12 protein-coding genes and 1 pseudogene are annotated in these 17053 nt (G+C 39.9%); 11 read left to right on the top strand and 2 right to left on the bottom strand.

What is annotated here, in order from left to right; translation table 11 throughout:
• Positions 1-186 precede the first annotated feature (186 nt).
• The 4 genes from HMJ38_RS14745 (at position 187) to fabD (ending at position 5092) form a co-directional block, all read left to right on the top strand.
• Entirely contained in the window at positions 187-2964 is a 2778-nt protein-coding gene (locus HMJ38_RS14745; protein WP_194975186.1) for a T9SS type B sorting domain-containing protein, read from the top strand.
• Complete coding sequence (locus HMJ38_RS14740; RefSeq protein ID WP_194975185.1) at positions 2961-3383, top strand: thiol-disulfide oxidoreductase DCC family protein; 423 nt, start codon at positions 2961-2963, stop codon at positions 3381-3383. The genes HMJ38_RS14745 and HMJ38_RS14740 overlap by 4 nt, the downstream gene beginning before the upstream one ends.
• 80 nt (positions 3384-3463) lie before the next feature.
• Positions 3464-4123 carry a carbonic anhydrase gene (locus tag HMJ38_RS14735; protein ID WP_194975184.1) on the top strand — a complete coding sequence of 220 codons (660 nt, stop codon included), beginning with the start codon at positions 3464-3466 and terminating at the stop codon, positions 4121-4123.
• A gap of 90 nt (positions 4124-4213) precedes the next feature.
• Positions 4214-5092: an ACP S-malonyltransferase gene (gene fabD / locus HMJ38_RS14730; RefSeq protein WP_194975183.1), complete on the top strand. Its 879-nt coding sequence runs from the start codon at positions 4214-4216 to the stop codon at positions 5090-5092.
• Here fabD and folK read toward each other — a convergent pair.
• Positions 5089-5604 carry a 2-amino-4-hydroxy-6-hydroxymethyldihydropteridine diphosphokinase gene (folK, locus tag HMJ38_RS14725; protein ID WP_194975182.1) on the bottom strand — a complete coding sequence of 172 codons (516 nt, stop codon included), beginning with the start codon at positions 5602-5604 and terminating at the stop codon, positions 5089-5091. The two genes, fabD and folK, sit on opposite strands and share 4 nt — an antisense overlap.
• Positions 5605-5676: 72 nt before the next feature.
• Between folK and sppA the strand changes: the two genes are divergently transcribed.
• Positions 5677-7437 (top strand): signal peptide peptidase SppA, encoded by a 1761-nt coding sequence (gene sppA, locus HMJ38_RS14720; protein ID WP_194975181.1) that lies wholly within the window; start codon positions 5677-5679, stop codon positions 7435-7437.
• A gap of 28 nt (positions 7438-7465) precedes the next feature.
• Here sppA and HMJ38_RS14715 read toward each other — a convergent pair whose 3' ends face one another.
• On the bottom strand, positions 7466-8356 hold the full coding sequence (locus tag HMJ38_RS14715) for a flavin reductase family protein (RefSeq protein ID WP_194975180.1): 891 nt from the start codon (positions 8354-8356) through the stop codon (positions 7466-7468).
• A gap of 95 nt (positions 8357-8451) precedes the next feature.
• On the opposite strand from HMJ38_RS14715, the gene HMJ38_RS14710 reads away from it, so the two are divergent.
• The 6 genes and pseudogenes from HMJ38_RS14710 to HMJ38_RS25350 all read left to right on the top strand — a co-directional run bounded on the left by HMJ38_RS14710 (position 8452) and on the right by HMJ38_RS25350 (position 16654).
• Positions 8452-9309, top strand: coding sequence for an endonuclease/exonuclease/phosphatase family protein (locus HMJ38_RS14710; RefSeq protein WP_194975179.1), 858 nt, complete (start codon positions 8452-8454; stop codon positions 9307-9309).
• Positions 9310-9719: 410 nt separating this feature from the next.
• Positions 9720-11015, top strand: coding sequence for an acetyl-CoA hydrolase/transferase family protein (locus HMJ38_RS14705; RefSeq protein WP_194975178.1), 1296 nt, complete (start codon positions 9720-9722; stop codon positions 11013-11015).
• Between the two features lie 81 nt (positions 11016-11096).
• Positions 11097-13487, top strand: coding sequence for a 3-hydroxyacyl-CoA dehydrogenase/enoyl-CoA hydratase family protein (locus HMJ38_RS14700; protein ID WP_194975177.1), 2391 nt, complete (start codon positions 11097-11099; stop codon positions 13485-13487).
• 47 nt (positions 13488-13534) lie between these two features.
• Positions 13535-14716, top strand: a complete 1182-nt coding sequence (locus HMJ38_RS14695; RefSeq protein WP_194975176.1) for an acetyl-CoA C-acyltransferase — start codon at positions 13535-13537, stop codon at positions 14714-14716.
• A gap of 36 nt (positions 14717-14752) precedes the next feature.
• A pseudogene (fabV, locus tag HMJ38_RS25355) lies at positions 14753-15940 on the top strand (enoyl-ACP reductase FabV); the annotation flags it as partial.
• Complete coding sequence (locus tag HMJ38_RS25350) at positions 15917-16654, top strand: crotonase/enoyl-CoA hydratase family protein (protein ID WP_394355072.1); 738 nt, start codon at positions 15917-15919, stop codon at positions 16652-16654. The pseudogene fabV and the gene HMJ38_RS25350, both read left to right, overlap by 24 nt.
• Positions 16655-17053 lie beyond the last annotated feature (399 nt).

Raw genomic sequence — 17053 nt, 5'->3', positions numbered from 1 at the left:
CAATCCAAAAACAATCGATTGAACTTATTTTAAACCATTCTAAATAGAATTGTTTGGAAACTCAATATTTATAAATTTTGTACGTTCATTTAACCAAGCGTTTAATTTTATTGTTTGATTAATATGAAAAATTATATCCTGTTTTGGTTAAATTCGTATATCTTGAAAGGCAAATTTAAATCCTCCATGAAATTCAGCGCTTTACTTTTACTCACCTGCGGTTTTTTATTCCTGTCTTTGTCAAATTCCTTTGCGACTCACATTCGTGCAGGTGAGATCACTGCCGAACGTGTTTCAGTGCAGACTCTGACCTATAGAATAACGGTGGTTGGTTACACAGACACGAGATCAAGTGTGATTTTTGGTCCTGGAGACATCAATTTTGGAGACGGAAGGGAAGTGAAATTAAATACTGAAGCTGATTTTACGCTTTCGGAAGCGCTTGGTAATCAGATTGAAAAAAACACATTTGTAATTACACATACCTATCAAGGACCTGGAGATTATATCATTAGGTTTAGGGAATTCAATAGAAATGACCTGACCCTTAATATGGATAATTCAGTGGATACACCGTTTTATGTGGAGACCAAAATTACCATAGATCCATTTATAGGGGTCAATAATTCCCCTGTACTTACCATACCGCCTGTAGATAATGGAGCTGTAAATAAGAGATATATCCATAACCCTGGTGCTTATGATCCTGATGGAGACAGCCTTTCTTACCGAATGGATGTGCCCAAACAAGCTTTCCAAAGACCTGTCAACAATTATAGAGATCCATCCACTTCCGAATTCAGTTTTAATAGGGAGGATGGCGGCACGCCACCATTTCTTTCCCTTGATCCTTTGACAGGGGATTTAATCTGGGATGCCCCAGGATTGGCAGGACAATATAATGTGGCGTTCAGAATAGAGGAATGGAGAAAAATCGATGGTCGCTGGAGACAGATAGGATACGTGGTCAGAGACATGCAAATCATCATTGAAAACTCCAACAACCAACGACCTGAGTTGATATTACCTCCAGATCTTTGCGTAGTCGCAGGTACAAAAATAGAAGAGATCATACAGGGATCTGATCCTGATGGTGATCCCATAAAAATTGAGGTTTTTGGAGATCCTATAGAAATTTCGGCCTCTCCTGCAAGCTATGACCCTGTTTCTTTGTTTCAATCCAGTCCTGGAATAATCAACTTTGATTGGCAAACCATTTGTAGCCACGTAAGAGAAAGAGAATATCAGGTCAGAATAAGGATTACTGATCAGCCCAGATCCGGACCAGCTTTGGTTGACATCAAAACCTGGAATATTAAGGTGATTGGTCCCCCTCCTGTTTTAGAAGATGTGGAACAACAACAGGGCCGGGCAGTCAATCTACAATGGCAGCCATATTCATGTTCGAATTCCGCAGAAACCATGCAAGTCTGGAGAAGGCTGAATTCCGATCCTTATGAACCGGATTCCTGTGAAACGGGTATTCGGGCAGGATATGAACTGGTAGGAACAACCAATATGTCCACATTCAATTTTCTGGACAATAACCAAGGAGAAGGATTGGCCCCAGGAAATACCTATTGCTACAGATTGGTATCTGCTTTTCCTCCGCCTAGATTGGGAGAGAGTATAGTTTCTGAAGAAATATGTATCACAATAGATGTCGATGTACCGCTGATCACCAACGTCAGCATTGAAGAAACAGATAGCGAAAATGGGGAGATTTTCATAAAATGGACACCACCTTATGACATTGACAGGGTTCAATTCCCAGGCCCATTTACCTATGAACTCTTGAGAAGCACTGGTTTTACCGGAAACCAAAATAGGATCTCTGTATTTGAAACTTCAGATACCACATTTACTGATATCGGTTTGAATACAGAAAACCTTGTTTATAATTATAAGGTAATCCTCAAAGAAAACAATACTACCATAGACAGTTCAAGTTCTGCATCTTCAGTGAGACTTGAGCCAATAATTATCAATGAAGCTATAGAACTCAATTGGGCATTCACAGTTCCTTGGAACAATGCTGTTTCTGAATTTACACATGAGGTATATAGAAACAGAAATGACCCTGATGCCCAGGATTCGGATACTTTTGAATTAATTGCGGAAGTTGATGTGACCACAGCAGGTTTTACCTATTTTGATGATGGTAGACATAATGGAGTCACCCTTAAAAAAGAAATAGAGTATTGTTATTATGTCATCACTAAGGGTTCTTACAATGTCGATTTAATAGCTTATCCCCTTGAAAATAAATCTCAGATTATATGTGCAAGGCCGGATGATGACAGGCTTCCATGCCCACCTGTTTTGACATTTGAGGGACCTGAATGTAGTGCGTTCCTATCTGATAAAGGATGTAATTTCAGTTCCTTTGTTCATGAACTTAGCTGGGAACCGGATTTCACAAGTGTCTGCGATGATGAATTAAGTGCTTTCAGATTATACTATTCTCCAGAGGGAGAAGACGGTCAATTCAATTTAGTAGGTACTTATTCAACTTTCGAAAGGGACGCCATTCTTTCGAATTTACCTACTTACAGAGGTTGTTATTACATCACTGCAGTAGATCGTTCGGGTAACGAAAGTGGTGCGAGCAACATCGTTTGTGTGGACAATTGCCCCAATTATGAATTACCAAACGCATTTACTCCAAATGGAGACGGGGTGAATGAAACCTTTATGGCATACGATAACCCGTTCGTAAGGTGTCCGAGATTCGTTTTGGGTGTTGAAATATTCATAGTCAATAGATGGGGAGTTGAGGTGTTCAGTTATAATAGCCTTGAGTCAACTGAAAACGATATTTATATCAGGTGGGACGGAAGAGACAATAATGGCAATGAGTTACCGGCAGGAACATACTTCTATTCAGGAACAGTGCGATTTGACGCACTTGATCCTGCTTTACAAAGCAAGTCCTTGAAAGGAACAATACAAGTACTCCGATGAGGGTACAAGAAAAGTTCAGAATAGTGCTTTTCGATGGAGTATGCAATTTATGTAACAGTGCCGTAGATTTTATAATTAATAGGGACAGCAAAGAGGTATTCAAAGTTGGAGCTTTACAGGATGATGTAACCAAAAAATTGCTTGAAGATTTTAAAATTAATTCAGACTATCTGGATTCTCTTGTCTTTATTTATCAGGAATCTGTATTCTACAAAAGCCGGGCTGCTTTGGAAATTGCAAGAAACCTGAGTGGATTATGGCCACTCATGTATATTTTCATTATTATTCCAAGCTTTATCAGGGATCCTATTTATGAATGGATCGCTCGCAACAGGTATAAATGGTTTGGTAAAAAAGAAACTTGTCGCCTTCCCACCAAAAAAGAAAAAAAGAGATTTCTCAGCATAGAAGACTTTTAATTCTCCAATTCCCTCCTATTCAATATTTCCTTGTTTTTCTTAGCTAATTAGTGTATCATTATTAAACAAAAAAACCAACTATGGAAATAGCTAATGTATTTGAAAACAATGAAAATTGGATTGCAGCCAAACTAGATAAAGATCCCAATTATTTTAAAAATCTAGCAAAAGGTCAAAATCCTGATATTCTTTATATTGGATGTGCGGATAGCCGCGTAAGTGCTGAGGACTTGATGGGTGTTCAGCCAGGTGAGGTCTTTGTTCACCGAAACATTGCCAATATGGTCATCAGCATTGATCTGAATGCCATGTCCGTATTGACCTATGCTGTGGATAACCTTAAAGTAGACCATGTGGTAGTTTGTGGCCATTATTTGTGCGGAGGGGTAAAAGCTGCTATGGATGCAGCGGATCTTGGAATTCTTAACCCATGGCTTAGAAATATCCGGGATGTTTACCGAATTCATAAAAATGAACTCAATGCAATTGAGGATGAAACATTAAAATATAATAGGCTTGTAGAATTGAATGTCCAAGAACAATGTGTCAATTTATTAAAAACAGCGGTTGTTCAAAAAGCAGTTAGAAACAGGGGAATGAAAATCCATGGATGGGTATTTGATGTTAGTACAGGAAGATTAATTGACCTCAAAATTGATTTCAAAGCAGCTTTGAAAGAAATTACAGAAATCTATGACCTTGGAGGAATGAATATAGATTCTTTAACTATTGATGAATAAAAATGTAAAAATTGATTTATTTGCTATTAAGAGGTCTTCGGGAAGACCTCTTATTTTTTAATATCTTTGCACAGAACAAATTTTAAAAAGATGAAAAAAGCGTATATTTTTCCCGGTCAGGGAGCACAATTCCCGGGAATGGGTAAAGAATTGTATGAGAACAACCAAGAAGCTAAGTCATTATTTGAAAAAGCAAATGAGATTTTAGGCTTTCGGATTTCAGACATCATGTTTGAAGGTTCTGAGGAGGAACTCAAACAGACAAAAGTGACCCAGCCGGCTATTTTTCTTCATTCTGTTGTTTTGGCTACAACATCTGTAGATTTCAGTCCAGCTATGGTTGCAGGACATTCCCTTGGAGAATTTTCTGCTTTGGTAGCTAGTGGCACCCTTTCATTTGAAGATGGTTTAAAACTCGTTTACCAAAGGGCTTTGGCCATGCAGGAAGCCTGTGAAATCAACCCTTCCGGAATGGCTGCCATTTTGGGTCTAGAAGACCAAAAGGTGGAAGAAATATGTGCATCCATAGAAAACGAGATCGTAGTGCCCGCCAATTACAATTGTCCTGGACAGCTTGTGATTTCGGGCAGTAATAAGGGAATTGAAATAGCATGCGAAAAGATGAAAGCAGCAGGTGCTAAAAGAGCCTTACCATTGCCTGTCGGGGGTGCATTTCATTCACCATTGATGGAGCCAGCACGTGAAAAACTCCAATCAGCCATTGAGGCTACCCTATTTAAGGCCCCAAGCTGTCCTGTTTACCAAAATGTATCCACGACGGGAGTTGTTGATGTTCAAGAAATTAAATATAATCTAATAGCTCAACTTACAGCCCCAGTCAAATGGACCCAATCTGTCCAACAAATGATTGAGGATGGGGCTGACATTTTTATAGAATGCGGTCCAGGAAAAGTCCTTCAAGGCCTTGTTAAAAAGATAAATAAAGACGCTGAAGTTGCAAGTATTTAAAGCAAGCCCGGAAAGTATTCCGGGTTTCTTTTTTCAAAAACAACCACCTCCGAGGTATCAGAACATAATTCAAGCAATTCTTTCTGTTTTTTTGCAAGAACCGGGTGGGGGAATTCAGGAATGATTTCATTCAGCGGTTCCAATACAAACCTCCTTTCCTGAATAGAGGGATGTGGAATAGTAAGAGATGGACTTTGAATAATTTTATTTCCAAAATATAAAATGTCAATGTCCATAATTCGATCCCCCCATTTTACCTCTCTTTTCCTACCCATTTTTTCTTCAATACCCAGAATTTTGGTCAAAATAGTTTCAGGACTTTCCTTGGTTTCAAAGATCAAAACTTGATTGAGGTATTTTCCAAATGATTTTCCTCCCCATGCAGCTGTTTCAAAAATTGAAGAAGTTAATTTAGATTCCCCAAACTGTAAAACCAAAAACCTTTTGGCCTCTTCAATCAAGACCCGTCTATCACCAAGATTTCCTCCAATGATAAAAACTACTTTATCCATTTACCAGTTATTAAAAACATCAGTTAAACATAAATAAAAAAGAGGTATTTTTGCCAAATAATAAAAAAGATTATGAGATTTCTAGGAAACGTATTGGCTGTTATTGTGGGCCTATTAATATTTTCAGTGATGAGTTTTTTTATCCTCGCAGGTATCATTGCTGTGGTATCTTCATCAGAGGATGAAGTGAAAATCAAAGAAAACACAGTGCTTGTCCTTAATCTTGAGGGAAGAATATTGGTTGAAAGAACAAGTGAGGATGATCCGGATTTCTCATCCTTCAGTCTATTGGGAGGAGTTCCGAATATTGGATTGATCAGCTTAAAAAAAGCCGTTCAGACAGCTAAAGAAGATGAGAATGTTAAAGGAATATTCCTCAAAGCGGGAACTTTTGTGGCAGGACAGGCGGGAATGAAGGAATTCCGTGATGTTTTACTGGATTTCAAAGAGTCTGGTAAATTTATAGTTAGCTATGGGGAATATTATTCAGAAGGAGGATATTACATGAGCTCTGTTGCTGATGAAATCTATATCAACCCCTCTGGATTAATGGAGTTTAATGGGTTTGCCGCAGAAATCATGTTCTTTAAAGGCATGTTCGAAAAATTGGAGGTTGAACCACAAATATTCAGAGTTGGGGATTTTAAAAGTGCTGTAGAGCCTTTCATCCTTGAAAAGATGAGTCCTGAAAATAGATTGCAGACTGAATCATTGCTAAATGATCTTAACCAGACTCTTCTTCAGGAAGTTGGGGATTCTAGGGGTATTTCATTGGAACAGATTTCGGAAATAAGTTCCAAGATGTTGGTTAGGAAGACCAAAGATGCAGTTGACTATAAACTTGTAGATGGATTATGGTATGAAGATCAAGTAATGGACTTACTAAAGGAAAAGTTGGGTTTGAAAGAAGACGAAAAAGTAAATACCATTAATATTACTAAAATAAACCAATCTGCAAAAACGAAAAATAGGCTTTCCAAAAATCGGATAGCTGTTATAGTAGCAGAGGGTGACATCATGAGCGGGGAAATGGATGGTACTATTGGTTCGGATAAATTTAAGGAAGAAATCAAAAAAGCCCGTTTAAACAAAGATATCAAAGCAATAGTGTTACGGATAAATTCCCCAGGCGGCTCAGCTTTGGCTTCTGAGGTAATCTGGAGGGAATTGGAAGAAGCCAAAAAGGAGAAGCCTTTGATAGCTTCTATGGGTGAGGTAGCCGCTTCTGGAGGATATTACATTGCAGCCGGGGCTGATACCATAGTGGCACAACCCAATACTATTACAGGTTCCATCGGTATCTTTGCACTATGGTTCAATGCACAAGGCTTGTTAAACAATAAATTAGGAATCACCACAGATGTAGTCAAAACTGGAGAATTTTCTGATTTCCTTAGCCCTACCAGAAAAGTATCTGAAATGGAAAAAGCTATATTCCAAGGTCAAGTAGAGGAAGGTTACGATATATTCCTATCCAGGGTAGCAGAGGGCAGAAACAAAAGCAAAGAAGATATTATGAAAGTAGCATCAGGAAGAGTTTGGACCGGAAATCAGGCAAGGCAGAATGGACTTGTTGATGTTTTAGGAAGCTTGGAAGATGCTATACAAATAGCTGCTAACAAAGCACAAGTTTCAGATGATTTCCGAATCGTTTATTATCCGCAGGAAAAACCATGGTTTGAAAGATTTCTTGGACAATTCTCCAATGATGTTCAAGTATTTTATCAAAAACAAAAATTAGGATCTCTATACCCCATATTTCAGCAATTTGAAAATATCAAAAAATATGAAGGTCTTATGGTCCGAATGCCTTATGACTTGAACATTCAATAAAGAAAAAGGGAGCAGCCGCTCCCTTTTTTCATTTCTGAAGTAAAATCTTCCATGCTGTTTCAATATCACCTGCCTCCAAAATGTCTTTCGCATATTCATGAAGGTGAAAAATGAAACCCTCCTGATCATTTTTAAACCGAAGCTTCATTTCCTGAATCTCAGGCTTCATCGAGAAATTTTCTAATTCTTCTTGATTTGGCAAAGCTTCAATATTCCCAAGTCTTCCCAAATTATTACCAGACAATACCAAGCTATTTTTGATGGACTCGGGAATACTATCTACTCCAATACCTCTATTTCTTAAAGGTTTTGGAATCTCAAATAAAGATTGACCACTTGCCCGACAATACCAATTACCCCCCATTCGGGCCACCGCATCTAGTTTATCCGGGTCAATTTGATCATTCTCATCCAAAAGCTCTTCTTTAAGATGCATCAGTAATACTTCACAAATTACCAGATTCGCCGCTCCACCACCTTCCCCAATTGGAATAACATCAATAACCTTACATTCAAAAGCTGCAGGGGCTTCTTTTACCCTGGGTGGTTTTACCAAAATGGAAGGTTCCTCAGTCAATCCTGATTTGGAAAATTCATTGACACCTTTTTCATATTCAGTGCTTGCCAATGACATCTGTTCCACCATTCCAAAATTCACAATATTAATGACTACTTCAGGGACATCTTTTACATTGTCCAAGCTATGCTTGGTCGTATTGTCTCTGACTCTTCTTGAAGGGGAAAATATTAATACGGGTGGATTTGAACCAAAAACATTAAAAAAACTAAATGGACTTAGATTGACTTTACCATCCGAGTCAACCGTACTGGCAAACGCTATAGGTCTAGGTGCCACTGCACCCAACAAATAACTATGGAATTGAGATGTAGAAAGTTGTTTTGGATCAATTATTTTCATTTTGTCATGGATTTAGGAGATATTAGGATTTTGAGGGACTTATCAACGTCCTTAAGAAATTTGACTTGAATCAAAGATTTATAAATAAAATAGATATGAAGCACAATTGTTTTATGGTCTTAATGGTAGCCTTTATTATAGTTTTAGGAATCACCATGCCTCATCAAAATTCTTTTGCTCAAACTTACCAAATAGCAACGTATAATATCCGGTTTGATAATGCAAATGATCTTGGTAATTTATGGAAAGACAGATCACCCCATCTTATAAACCAAATCAAGTTCCATAAAATGGATATCATTGGTACCCAAGAAGGACTTCATCATCAACTGGAGGATATGAAATCAGCTCTGGAATTTCCATATATAGGTATAGGTAGGGATAAGGGCGATACAGCAGGAGAATTCAGTGCCATTTTCTATAATCCTGAAAAATTCACGGTATTGAAACAAGAGACTTTTTGGCTTTCGGAGTCTCCTCACAAACCATCAAAAGGTTGGGATGCTGCACTGAACAGGGTATGTACTTGGGGCAAATTTCAGGACAAGCATGATAATACTTTTTATGTTTTCAATATCCACTACGACCATGTCGGCCAAAAAGCAAGAGAAGAAAGCAGTAAATTGGTCATCAAAAAAATAAAGGAAATCAACAAAGAGAATCATCCTGTCATATTTATGGGAGATTTCAATGTGACTCCTGACAATCCTGCCTATGCTACAGTATTGGAAAATTCCAATTTAAAAGATAGCCGGAAGATTTCACAGACCCCGCCCATAGGTAATCAGGGCACATTCAATGCTTTCAACTGGGGTCGGCTTCCTGATGGGATTATTGATCACATTTTCGTAAGCCCTAAAGTAAAAGTTTTGAGACATGGAATTCTAACAGATAATTATGGCATGAAATACCCTTCTGACCATTTTCCGGTGATGGTGGAAGTGAGTTGGTGAAAAGACTGGTGGAGGTAAATTTTCAGATTTTTTATTCCTTTTGCCATCAGCCCCAGAAGTAGATACAAATACCCTAGCCATAATCCAGTTAATTATCTGTTTTGATACACTTATATATCTGACTTATAAATGAATTTTTAATTTGTAGACTATTGTATAATTTTTATTTATTTCTGATCTTTAAATTCAATTAAATACTAGAATGTTTTTGTTTTTAGAAAAGGACCTTCTCAGTTTTGGAGATAACTAACTAATTATTTATTAAAAGTTTAAATTTAACTCAAGCTAGTAAAACAATTTTTAAACACTGAAAGTTACCTTAATCATAGAGTTAGAACGACTTTTTGCAGAAATTTCTTTAAATAATCCGAAATCACATTTTCAATTACAAACCCATAACTTAATAAAAAATGAGCTGGAAAGAATCCTATCAACAAAAACTGAAATCAATGCAAGAAGCCGCAGCATTGATTGAATCCGGGGACAGATGTTTCATTTCACCTGTTTCCTCCGCACCTCCCCAATTGGTGGATGCCATCTGCGACAGGTATCAGGAACTAAAAAATGTGTACGTTTATTCCGGTCTTACTTTGTATCCGTTCAAGTTTATGACTTCCCCTGATTTTATAGGAAAAATAAACTATGAATCCTTTTTTTATGGACCTGTTGACAGAAAACTACAAGGGGTTGGTAATGTCAGGCTGAATTCTATCCAATTTGCCAATTTGGGTAGATATCTTTTGGACAAGTCACCTGAAGGGGCAAGGATTAATGTAGTTCTTGCAGATGTGTCAATGCCCGACGAGGATGGATACATGTATTGGGGACCCATGGGGGTTTCTGGTACCGGCCCCTTAGCAGCACAGGCAGAAAAAGTTATCGTGCAAGTCAATAAATTCCAGCCGAGGGCATTTGGTCACTTTAATAAGATACATGTCAACGATGTTACGGCAATCACAGAATTCGACCATCCTTTACCTGAATTACCAGAAGCTCCTATAAGTGATGTTGAGAAAAAAATCGCAGAACATATCCTTCCTTTAATCCCTGATGGTTCTTGCATCCAAATTGGATTCGGAGGACTCAGCAATGCGGTGGGCTATGGTTTGGAAAACAAGAAAAACCTCTCTGTACATACTGAAATGTTCACCGAGTCTATGTTGCATTTGTATAAAAAGGGTTGTATCACTGGAAAAATCGTGGCAGGATTTGGACTTGGAAGCAAGGAAGTTTATGATTTTGTTGGTCAGGGAAAAGCTGAATTAGCACCGATTTGGGAAGTAAACAACCCTTATGAAGTTGCCAAAAACGACAATTTCATGTCTATCAATGCCTGTCTTATGGTGGATTTGACAGGTCAAGTATGCTCAGAAGGTGTAGGCCATGGAAGATACAGTTCAGTAGGGGGGCAGGTTGACTATGTAAGAGGAGCCGGCATGTCCAAAGGCGGAAAAAGTTTCTTGTGTTTGGCATCTGCTTCTTTGGACAAAAGGGGCAATCTTAGAAGTTCCATTGTCATCCAATTTCCTCCGGGACAGGTAGTAACCACTCCAAGAACTGACGTAATGTACATTGTAACCGAGTATGGAGTGGCCAATGTTTATAACAAACCCATTCATGAAAGAGTGGAAGCAATCATCAGTGTAGCGCATCCCAACTTTAGGGACCAATTAAGGTTTGATGCCAAGACAAACGGATTAATATAACAAAACTTTTCATGAAGCATTTTTCTCAGGAACCAAAGGGTTTCTGAACAAAATTAATATAGCCAATTCAATGAACTAAATATGAAACGACCCATAAAAAAAATAGCTGTAATAGGCTCGGGCATAATGGGTTCAGGCATAGCCTGCCATTTTGCTAATATAGGCGTTGAGGTGCTTTTATTAGACATTATGCCAAAAGAACCTACCGACGAAGAAACAAAAAAAGGATTGACCCTTGAGCACAAATTTGTGCGTAACAGAATTGTGAATACCCAACTCCAGGCTGCTATCAAAAGCAAACCAGCGCCTTTATATAAAAATGGATTTGCAAACCGCATCAGCACGGGAAACCTTGATGACGACTTGCCTAAAATAGGTGATGTGGATTGGATTATTGAAGTGGTGGTAGAAAGACTTGATATCAAGCAACAGATTTTTGAAAAGGTAGAAAAATACAGGAAACCCGGAACATTAATTACCTCCAATACTTCGGGTATACCTATCGGGATGATGAGCAAAGGGAGAAGCGAAGATTTTCAGGCACATTTTTGTGGAACCCATTTCTTCAATCCTGTCAGATACCTCAATTTGTTTGAATTGATTCCCGGACCAAAAACCAAACCGGAGGTCATTGAATTTCTTACTGACTACGGCGACAGATTCCTCGGAAAAACTGTGGTAAAGGCCAAAGACACCCCTGCATTTATAGGCAACAGGATCGGGATTTTTGGTATTCAACTAGTATTCCATTTAGCGAAAGATCTTGATTTGAAAGTGGAGGAGATCGATGCACTGACAGGACCTCTCATTGGCAGGCCGAAAAGTGCCACATTTCGTACAGCAGATGTTGTGGGGCTTGATACCGTGGTCCATGTGGCCAAAGGTATTTTGGACAATTGCCCCGAAGATGAAGCTCATGAATTGTTTAAAACCCCGGATTTTCTTCAATTCCTTCTTGACCAAAAATGGTTGGGTTCCAAGTCTGGTCAGGGATTTTATAAAAAAGAAGGAAAAGACATCCTTGCATTTAGAATTGATGACCACAGTTACCAACCCCAAGAAAAGACCAGATTTGAATCAATAGGCGCTGCCCTCAAGTTAGATGACCTTGGTGCAAGATTTCCAGTATTGGTTGGAGGTTCAGACAAAGCATCAGTTTTTTTCAGGAAAAGCTTTGCCCATCTACTTGCCTATTCGGCCAACCGAATCCTGGAAATAGCAGATGAGGTATATCAGATTGATGATGCCATGAAAGCAGGTTTCGGGTGGGAGCATGGGCCTTTTGAAATATGGGATGCCATTGGATTTGAAAAAGGGTTGAATTTGATTATGGAAGAAAACCTGAAAATTCCTGATTGGATTGAAAAAGCCGGGGAAAATGGAATGAGTTCTTTTTACCGCATCGAGGAAGGTGCCAGACAATATTTCTGCCTCACAGTGCAATCCTACAAAAATATCCCGGGCAAAGACCAATTGATAGTTCTTAATTACCTGAGGAAAAACAATACCATATGGAGCAATTCCGAATCGAGTGTTATTGATCTAGGTGACGGCATACTCAATGTTGAGTTTCATTCAAAGATGAATGCAATTGGTTCCAATGTACTCGAAGGTATCAACAAAGGAATTGAGTTGGCAGAGGCCAATTACAGGGGAATGATAATCAGTAATCAAGCCCCCAATTTCTCTGCCGGTGCCAACCTAATGGAAATAGCCACTTTGCTTCAAAAGAGAGATATTCCTGCCATTAACAATGCCATCGCTCAATTCCAGCAAACCACCCAAAGAATCAGATATTCTTCCATCCCGGTTGTAGCTGCTCCTCATGGGCTTACCTTGGGCGGAGGATGTGAAATAACCCTTCATGCAGATAAGGTGGTAGCCGCTGCCGAAACCTACATGGGATTGATTGAATTTGGTGTGGGGCTAATCCCGGGCGGAGGTGGTTCCAAAGAACTCTCACTCAGGGCATCGGACATCTGGCGCACGGGCGACAATAGGGTCAATGTTCTCCAACAATTTTTCCTGACAATTGCCACGGCTAAGGTCTCTTCTTCGGCTTACGAAGCCTTTGATTTTGGATTGATGATTCCATATAGGGATATCGTGGTGGTCAACAAGGACAGGTTGATTTCTGTTGCCAAGCATCATGCTGTTCTTATGGCAGAACAGGGATATTCGCAGCCTCCAATCCGCAAGGATGTAAAAGTTTTGGGAAGGCAAGTTTTATCCATGTTCCATGTGGGAACAGACCAAATGAAAGCAGGCTTCTATGCTTCCGATCATGATAAATTGATTGGAAATAAACTTGCATTTGTAATGTCTGGCGGGGACCTTACCGAACCTATGGATGTATCCGAAGAGTATCTCCTGAATTTGGAAAGAAAGGCATTTTTGGAACTTCTAAGTGAACCCAAAACCCAAGAAAGGATTCAGTCAATGCTTACAACAGGGAAACCGCTAAGAAACTAAAGCCTGCCCAAAATAAAACCATCAAAACAAGTTTAAAATGAATTGAAATGAAAACAGCATATATAGTCAAAGGATACAGAACAGCCGTGGGCAAGGCCCCCAAGGGCAGTTTGCGTTTCATGCGGTCAGATGATATGGCCGCACAAACAATCTCCTACCTACTTTCTCAAGTGCCGGAATTTGACCACTCAAGGATAGACGACTTGATTGTAGGCAATGCTATGCCCGAAGGCGAACAGGGATTAAACCTTGCGCGTCTCATCAGCCTAATGGGATTGTCCACCGACAAAGTCCCCGGGCTTACCATTAACCGTTTTTGTGCTTCGGGTTTAGAGGCAATAGGCATTGCGGTTGCAAAAATCCAAAACGGCATGGCTGACTGTATCATTGCCGGAGGCGTGGAGAACATGAGTCAGATTCCAATGGGAGGTGCAAGATTTGCCCCTGCCTATTCAGTAACAAGTAAAGGGCTTGAAGATTATTACTGGAACATGGGATTGACGGCTGAAGCAGTTGCTGCGGAGTATAACATTTCACGTGAGGATCAGGATCAATTTGCTTTTGAATCTCACAATAAAGCGCTCAATGCCATAGACAACCAATTGTTTAAAGATCAAATTGTACCCCTGAACATAGAACAAGTTTTTGTAGATGAAAATAACCAACGCGCTACAAGAAACTATGAATTTTCTGTAGATGAAGGTCCACGGAGGGGAACATCTTTTGAAGGGCTTTCCGGCTTAAGAACTGTTTTTGCAGCAAAAGGAAGCGTAACGGCGGGCAATTCTTCCCAAACAAGCGATGGTGCTGCATTTGTGTTGGTCATGTCCGAAGAAATGGTTAAAGAACTTGGTGTCTCCCCTGTAGCACGCCTTATATCCCTTGCATCTGCGGGCTTGCCACCAAGGATTATGGGGGTTGGTCCAATTTATGCCATTCCAAAGGCTCTCAAACAAGCCGGGCTACATCAAAACGAAATCAATCTCATAGAACTTAATGAAGCTTTTGCTTCTCAAGGTTTGGCTGTTATCAAGGAATTGGGTCTGGACCCATCTATCATCAATCCACATGGCGGAGCCATTGCTTTAGGCCATCCGCTTGGTTGTACGGGCGCTAAGTTAAGTGTACAGTTATTCGACGAAATGAGTAAAAGGAAACTAAAATACGGTGTCGTAACCATGTGCGTTGGAACAGGACAAGGAACCGCTGGCGTTTATGAAATTTTGTAAGATACAGTAGAACATCTATCTAAAAATTATCTATTTATGATCATTCAACCGAAAATAAAAGGTTTTGTGCTTTCCGAAGCCCATCCCCTTGGCTGCGCTGCAAGCGTAATGACACAGATCGAATATGTGAAATCTAAAGGAAAAATAGAAGGAAGCAAACGCGTACTTGTGATAGGTGCATCAACAGGATTTGGGCTATCCTCAAGAATCACAAGTGCATTTGGATGTGGGGCAGCTACCATTGGGGTCATATACGACAGGCCACCTTCCCCTAATCAAACAGCATGGCCGGGTTGGTACAATACTGCAGCATTTGAAGAGGCAGCCCATAAAGCTGGTCTTTATGCCAAAACCATTAATGATGATGCTTTTCAAATTAGGACCAAGAAAGATACTATTGCTTTGATCAAAGCGGATTTGGGTCAGGTAGATTTGGTAATTTATAGTGTAGCGGCGCCCCGAAGGTTGCATCCCTATTCAGGTCAATTATTCAGATCGGTGCTTAAACCTATCGGCGAACCCTATACCAACAAGACCTTTGATCCCCGAAGCAACGAAATAGTGGACATCACGATTCCTCCGGCAATAGAAGGAGATATTGATAATACAGTCACGGTAATGGGTGGAGAGGATTGGAAGTTTTGGGTAAATGCATTGAAAGAAGCTGGTGCGCTTTCGCCGAATTGTATCACGATGGCATACAGCTACATCGGCTCTGAACTTACTTTTCCATTGTATAGGGATGGTACTATTGGAAAAGCCAAAGACCATCTGGAAGCTACTGCTAAAGAGCTCACCAAGGCGTTGGAAGATTTAAATGGCAAAGCATATGTTTCTGTAAATAAAGCCTTAGTAACCCAGTCCGGTGCAGCTATTCCTGTATTTTCTCTTTATGTATCCATTTTATATAAGATTATGAAGGAAAAGGGCACCCATGAGGGATGTATAGAGCAAGTCCAAAGGTTATATGCTCAGCGCCTTTTCGCAGGAAAAGAAATCCCTGTTGACACCGAAGGACGAATCAGGATTGATGATTGGGAACTTGAAGAGGACATTCAGACAGAGGTAACAAAAAGGTGGGAAGCAATTAACACACACAATTTAAAGAATCTTGCAGATATGGATGGCTTCCAATCCGACTTTATGAAGATGTTTGGATTCGGATTTGATTCGGTCAATTATAACCTTGACAGCAATCCTATGTTAATGATTCCTAGTTTGATTGGCAGCCATTTAGAGCATATGGTAAAAACCACCACCAAACTCAAATTATTAACTTATGAATTAGCAGAGCAGTATGCGCTGATTACATTACAAAATGGAAAAGCCAATGTGTTTTCGCATGAGCTGATTTCAGACATCAATGAAGCGCTGGATATGGTTGAAAAGGAGAAAAAAACGGTAATTTTTACAGGCCACGATGGTATGTTCTCAGGCGGCTTTGATTTGTCCGTCATGATGAAAAGTGAAAAAGACGCTAGGGCTTTGGTAAAAAAAGGAACTGAATTATGCTACCGGCTATTGTCATTCCCCTACCCTGTCATCATGGCTTGTAGTGGTCATGCCATCGCTCAGGGAGCATTCATGCTTTTGTCTGCGGATTACCGCATAGGTGCAAAAGGTCATTTTAGGATTGGGCTCAATGAAGTGCTGATTGGCCTCACAATGCACTATGGGGGCATTGCCCTTGGAAGGTTTAAATTAACACCAAGATATTTAGACCGAAGCATGAACAACGCGGAACTTTACACACCGGACAGTGCTGTTGAAGCTGGTTTTCTTGACGAAACAACACCACCGAATATGTTGCTCCCTACAGCCATAAAAATGGCGCGAATGATGGCCAAATTCAATATGAAGGCCCACCATGAAACCAAATTGAGGCTAAGGAAAGAATTGCTTGATGCACTTGTTCAAGCGATAGAAAAGGACAGCTAGATTAAGGCGGAGAGAAATAAAAAAATCAGCAATCCCCGACATGCAACAAGAATCTCGATCATAAATCTTTGGAAACCAGCAAATAGCTTAGATTTCTTGACTAATGGGATTAGAGTTTTTTAAATTTTAAGTTTGGAATCGATAGTCGAAGTAAGCTAAAAAGAAAGCCAGCAATATTTGCTGGCTTTTTGATAATGTGGCGGTGGTCATCCGCGGCTGACAGGCCTACTCACCCGTGCCCCGCGCCTGCCCGCCTGGGCGGATCGGGATGGGAGGAGGTGGCTGAGTTCATTACAGCAGGGAAAAACAAAACTCCCCTAAATGCCAAAAGCCTCTGGGTTTCCCCAAAGGCTTTTATGATAATGTGGCGGCGGCCTACTCTCCCGGGTGTAACCCCAG

Origin of the sequence: Aquiflexum lacus, assembly GCF_015476655.1 — a bacterium.
Taxonomy (GTDB): Bacteria; Bacteroidota; Bacteroidia; order Cytophagales; family Cyclobacteriaceae; genus Aquiflexum; species Aquiflexum lacus.
Note: the sequence above shows the minus strand (reverse complement) of the source record. Positions and strands in the feature narration are given on the sequence as shown.

Excerpts from the sequence above, each read along its gene's own strand:
- HMJ38_RS14745 (WP_194975186.1), top strand. The coding sequence starts at position 187 with ATGAAATTCAGCGCTTTACTTTTACTCACCTGCGGTTTTTTATTCCTG.
- HMJ38_RS14740 (WP_194975185.1), top strand. The coding sequence starts at position 2,961 with ATGAGGGTACAAGAAAAGTTCAGAATAGTGCTTTTCGATGGAGTATGC.
- HMJ38_RS14735 (WP_194975184.1), top strand. The coding sequence starts at position 3,464 with ATGGAAATAGCTAATGTATTTGAAAACAATGAAAATTGGATTGCAGCC.
- fabD (WP_194975183.1), top strand. The coding sequence starts at position 4,214 with ATGAAAAAAGCGTATATTTTTCCCGGTCAGGGAGCACAATTCCCGGGA.
- folK (WP_194975182.1), bottom strand. The coding sequence starts at position 5,604 with ATGGATAAAGTAGTTTTTATCATTGGAGGAAATCTTGGTGATAGACGG.
- sppA (WP_194975181.1), top strand. The coding sequence starts at position 5,677 with ATGAGATTTCTAGGAAACGTATTGGCTGTTATTGTGGGCCTATTAATA.
- HMJ38_RS14715 (WP_194975180.1), bottom strand. The coding sequence starts at position 8,356 with ATGAAAATAATTGATCCAAAACAACTTTCTACATCTCAATTCCATAGT.
- HMJ38_RS14710 (WP_194975179.1), top strand. The coding sequence starts at position 8,452 with ATGAAGCACAATTGTTTTATGGTCTTAATGGTAGCCTTTATTATAGTT.
- HMJ38_RS14705 (WP_194975178.1), top strand. The coding sequence starts at position 9,720 with ATGAGCTGGAAAGAATCCTATCAACAAAAACTGAAATCAATGCAAGAA.
- HMJ38_RS14700 (WP_194975177.1), top strand. The coding sequence starts at position 11,097 with ATGAAACGACCCATAAAAAAAATAGCTGTAATAGGCTCGGGCATAATG.
- HMJ38_RS14695 (WP_194975176.1), top strand. The coding sequence starts at position 13,535 with ATGAAAACAGCATATATAGTCAAAGGATACAGAACAGCCGTGGGCAAG.
- HMJ38_RS25350 (WP_394355072.1), top strand. The coding sequence starts at position 15,917 with ATGTTAATGATTCCTAGTTTGATTGGCAGCCATTTAGAGCATATGGTA.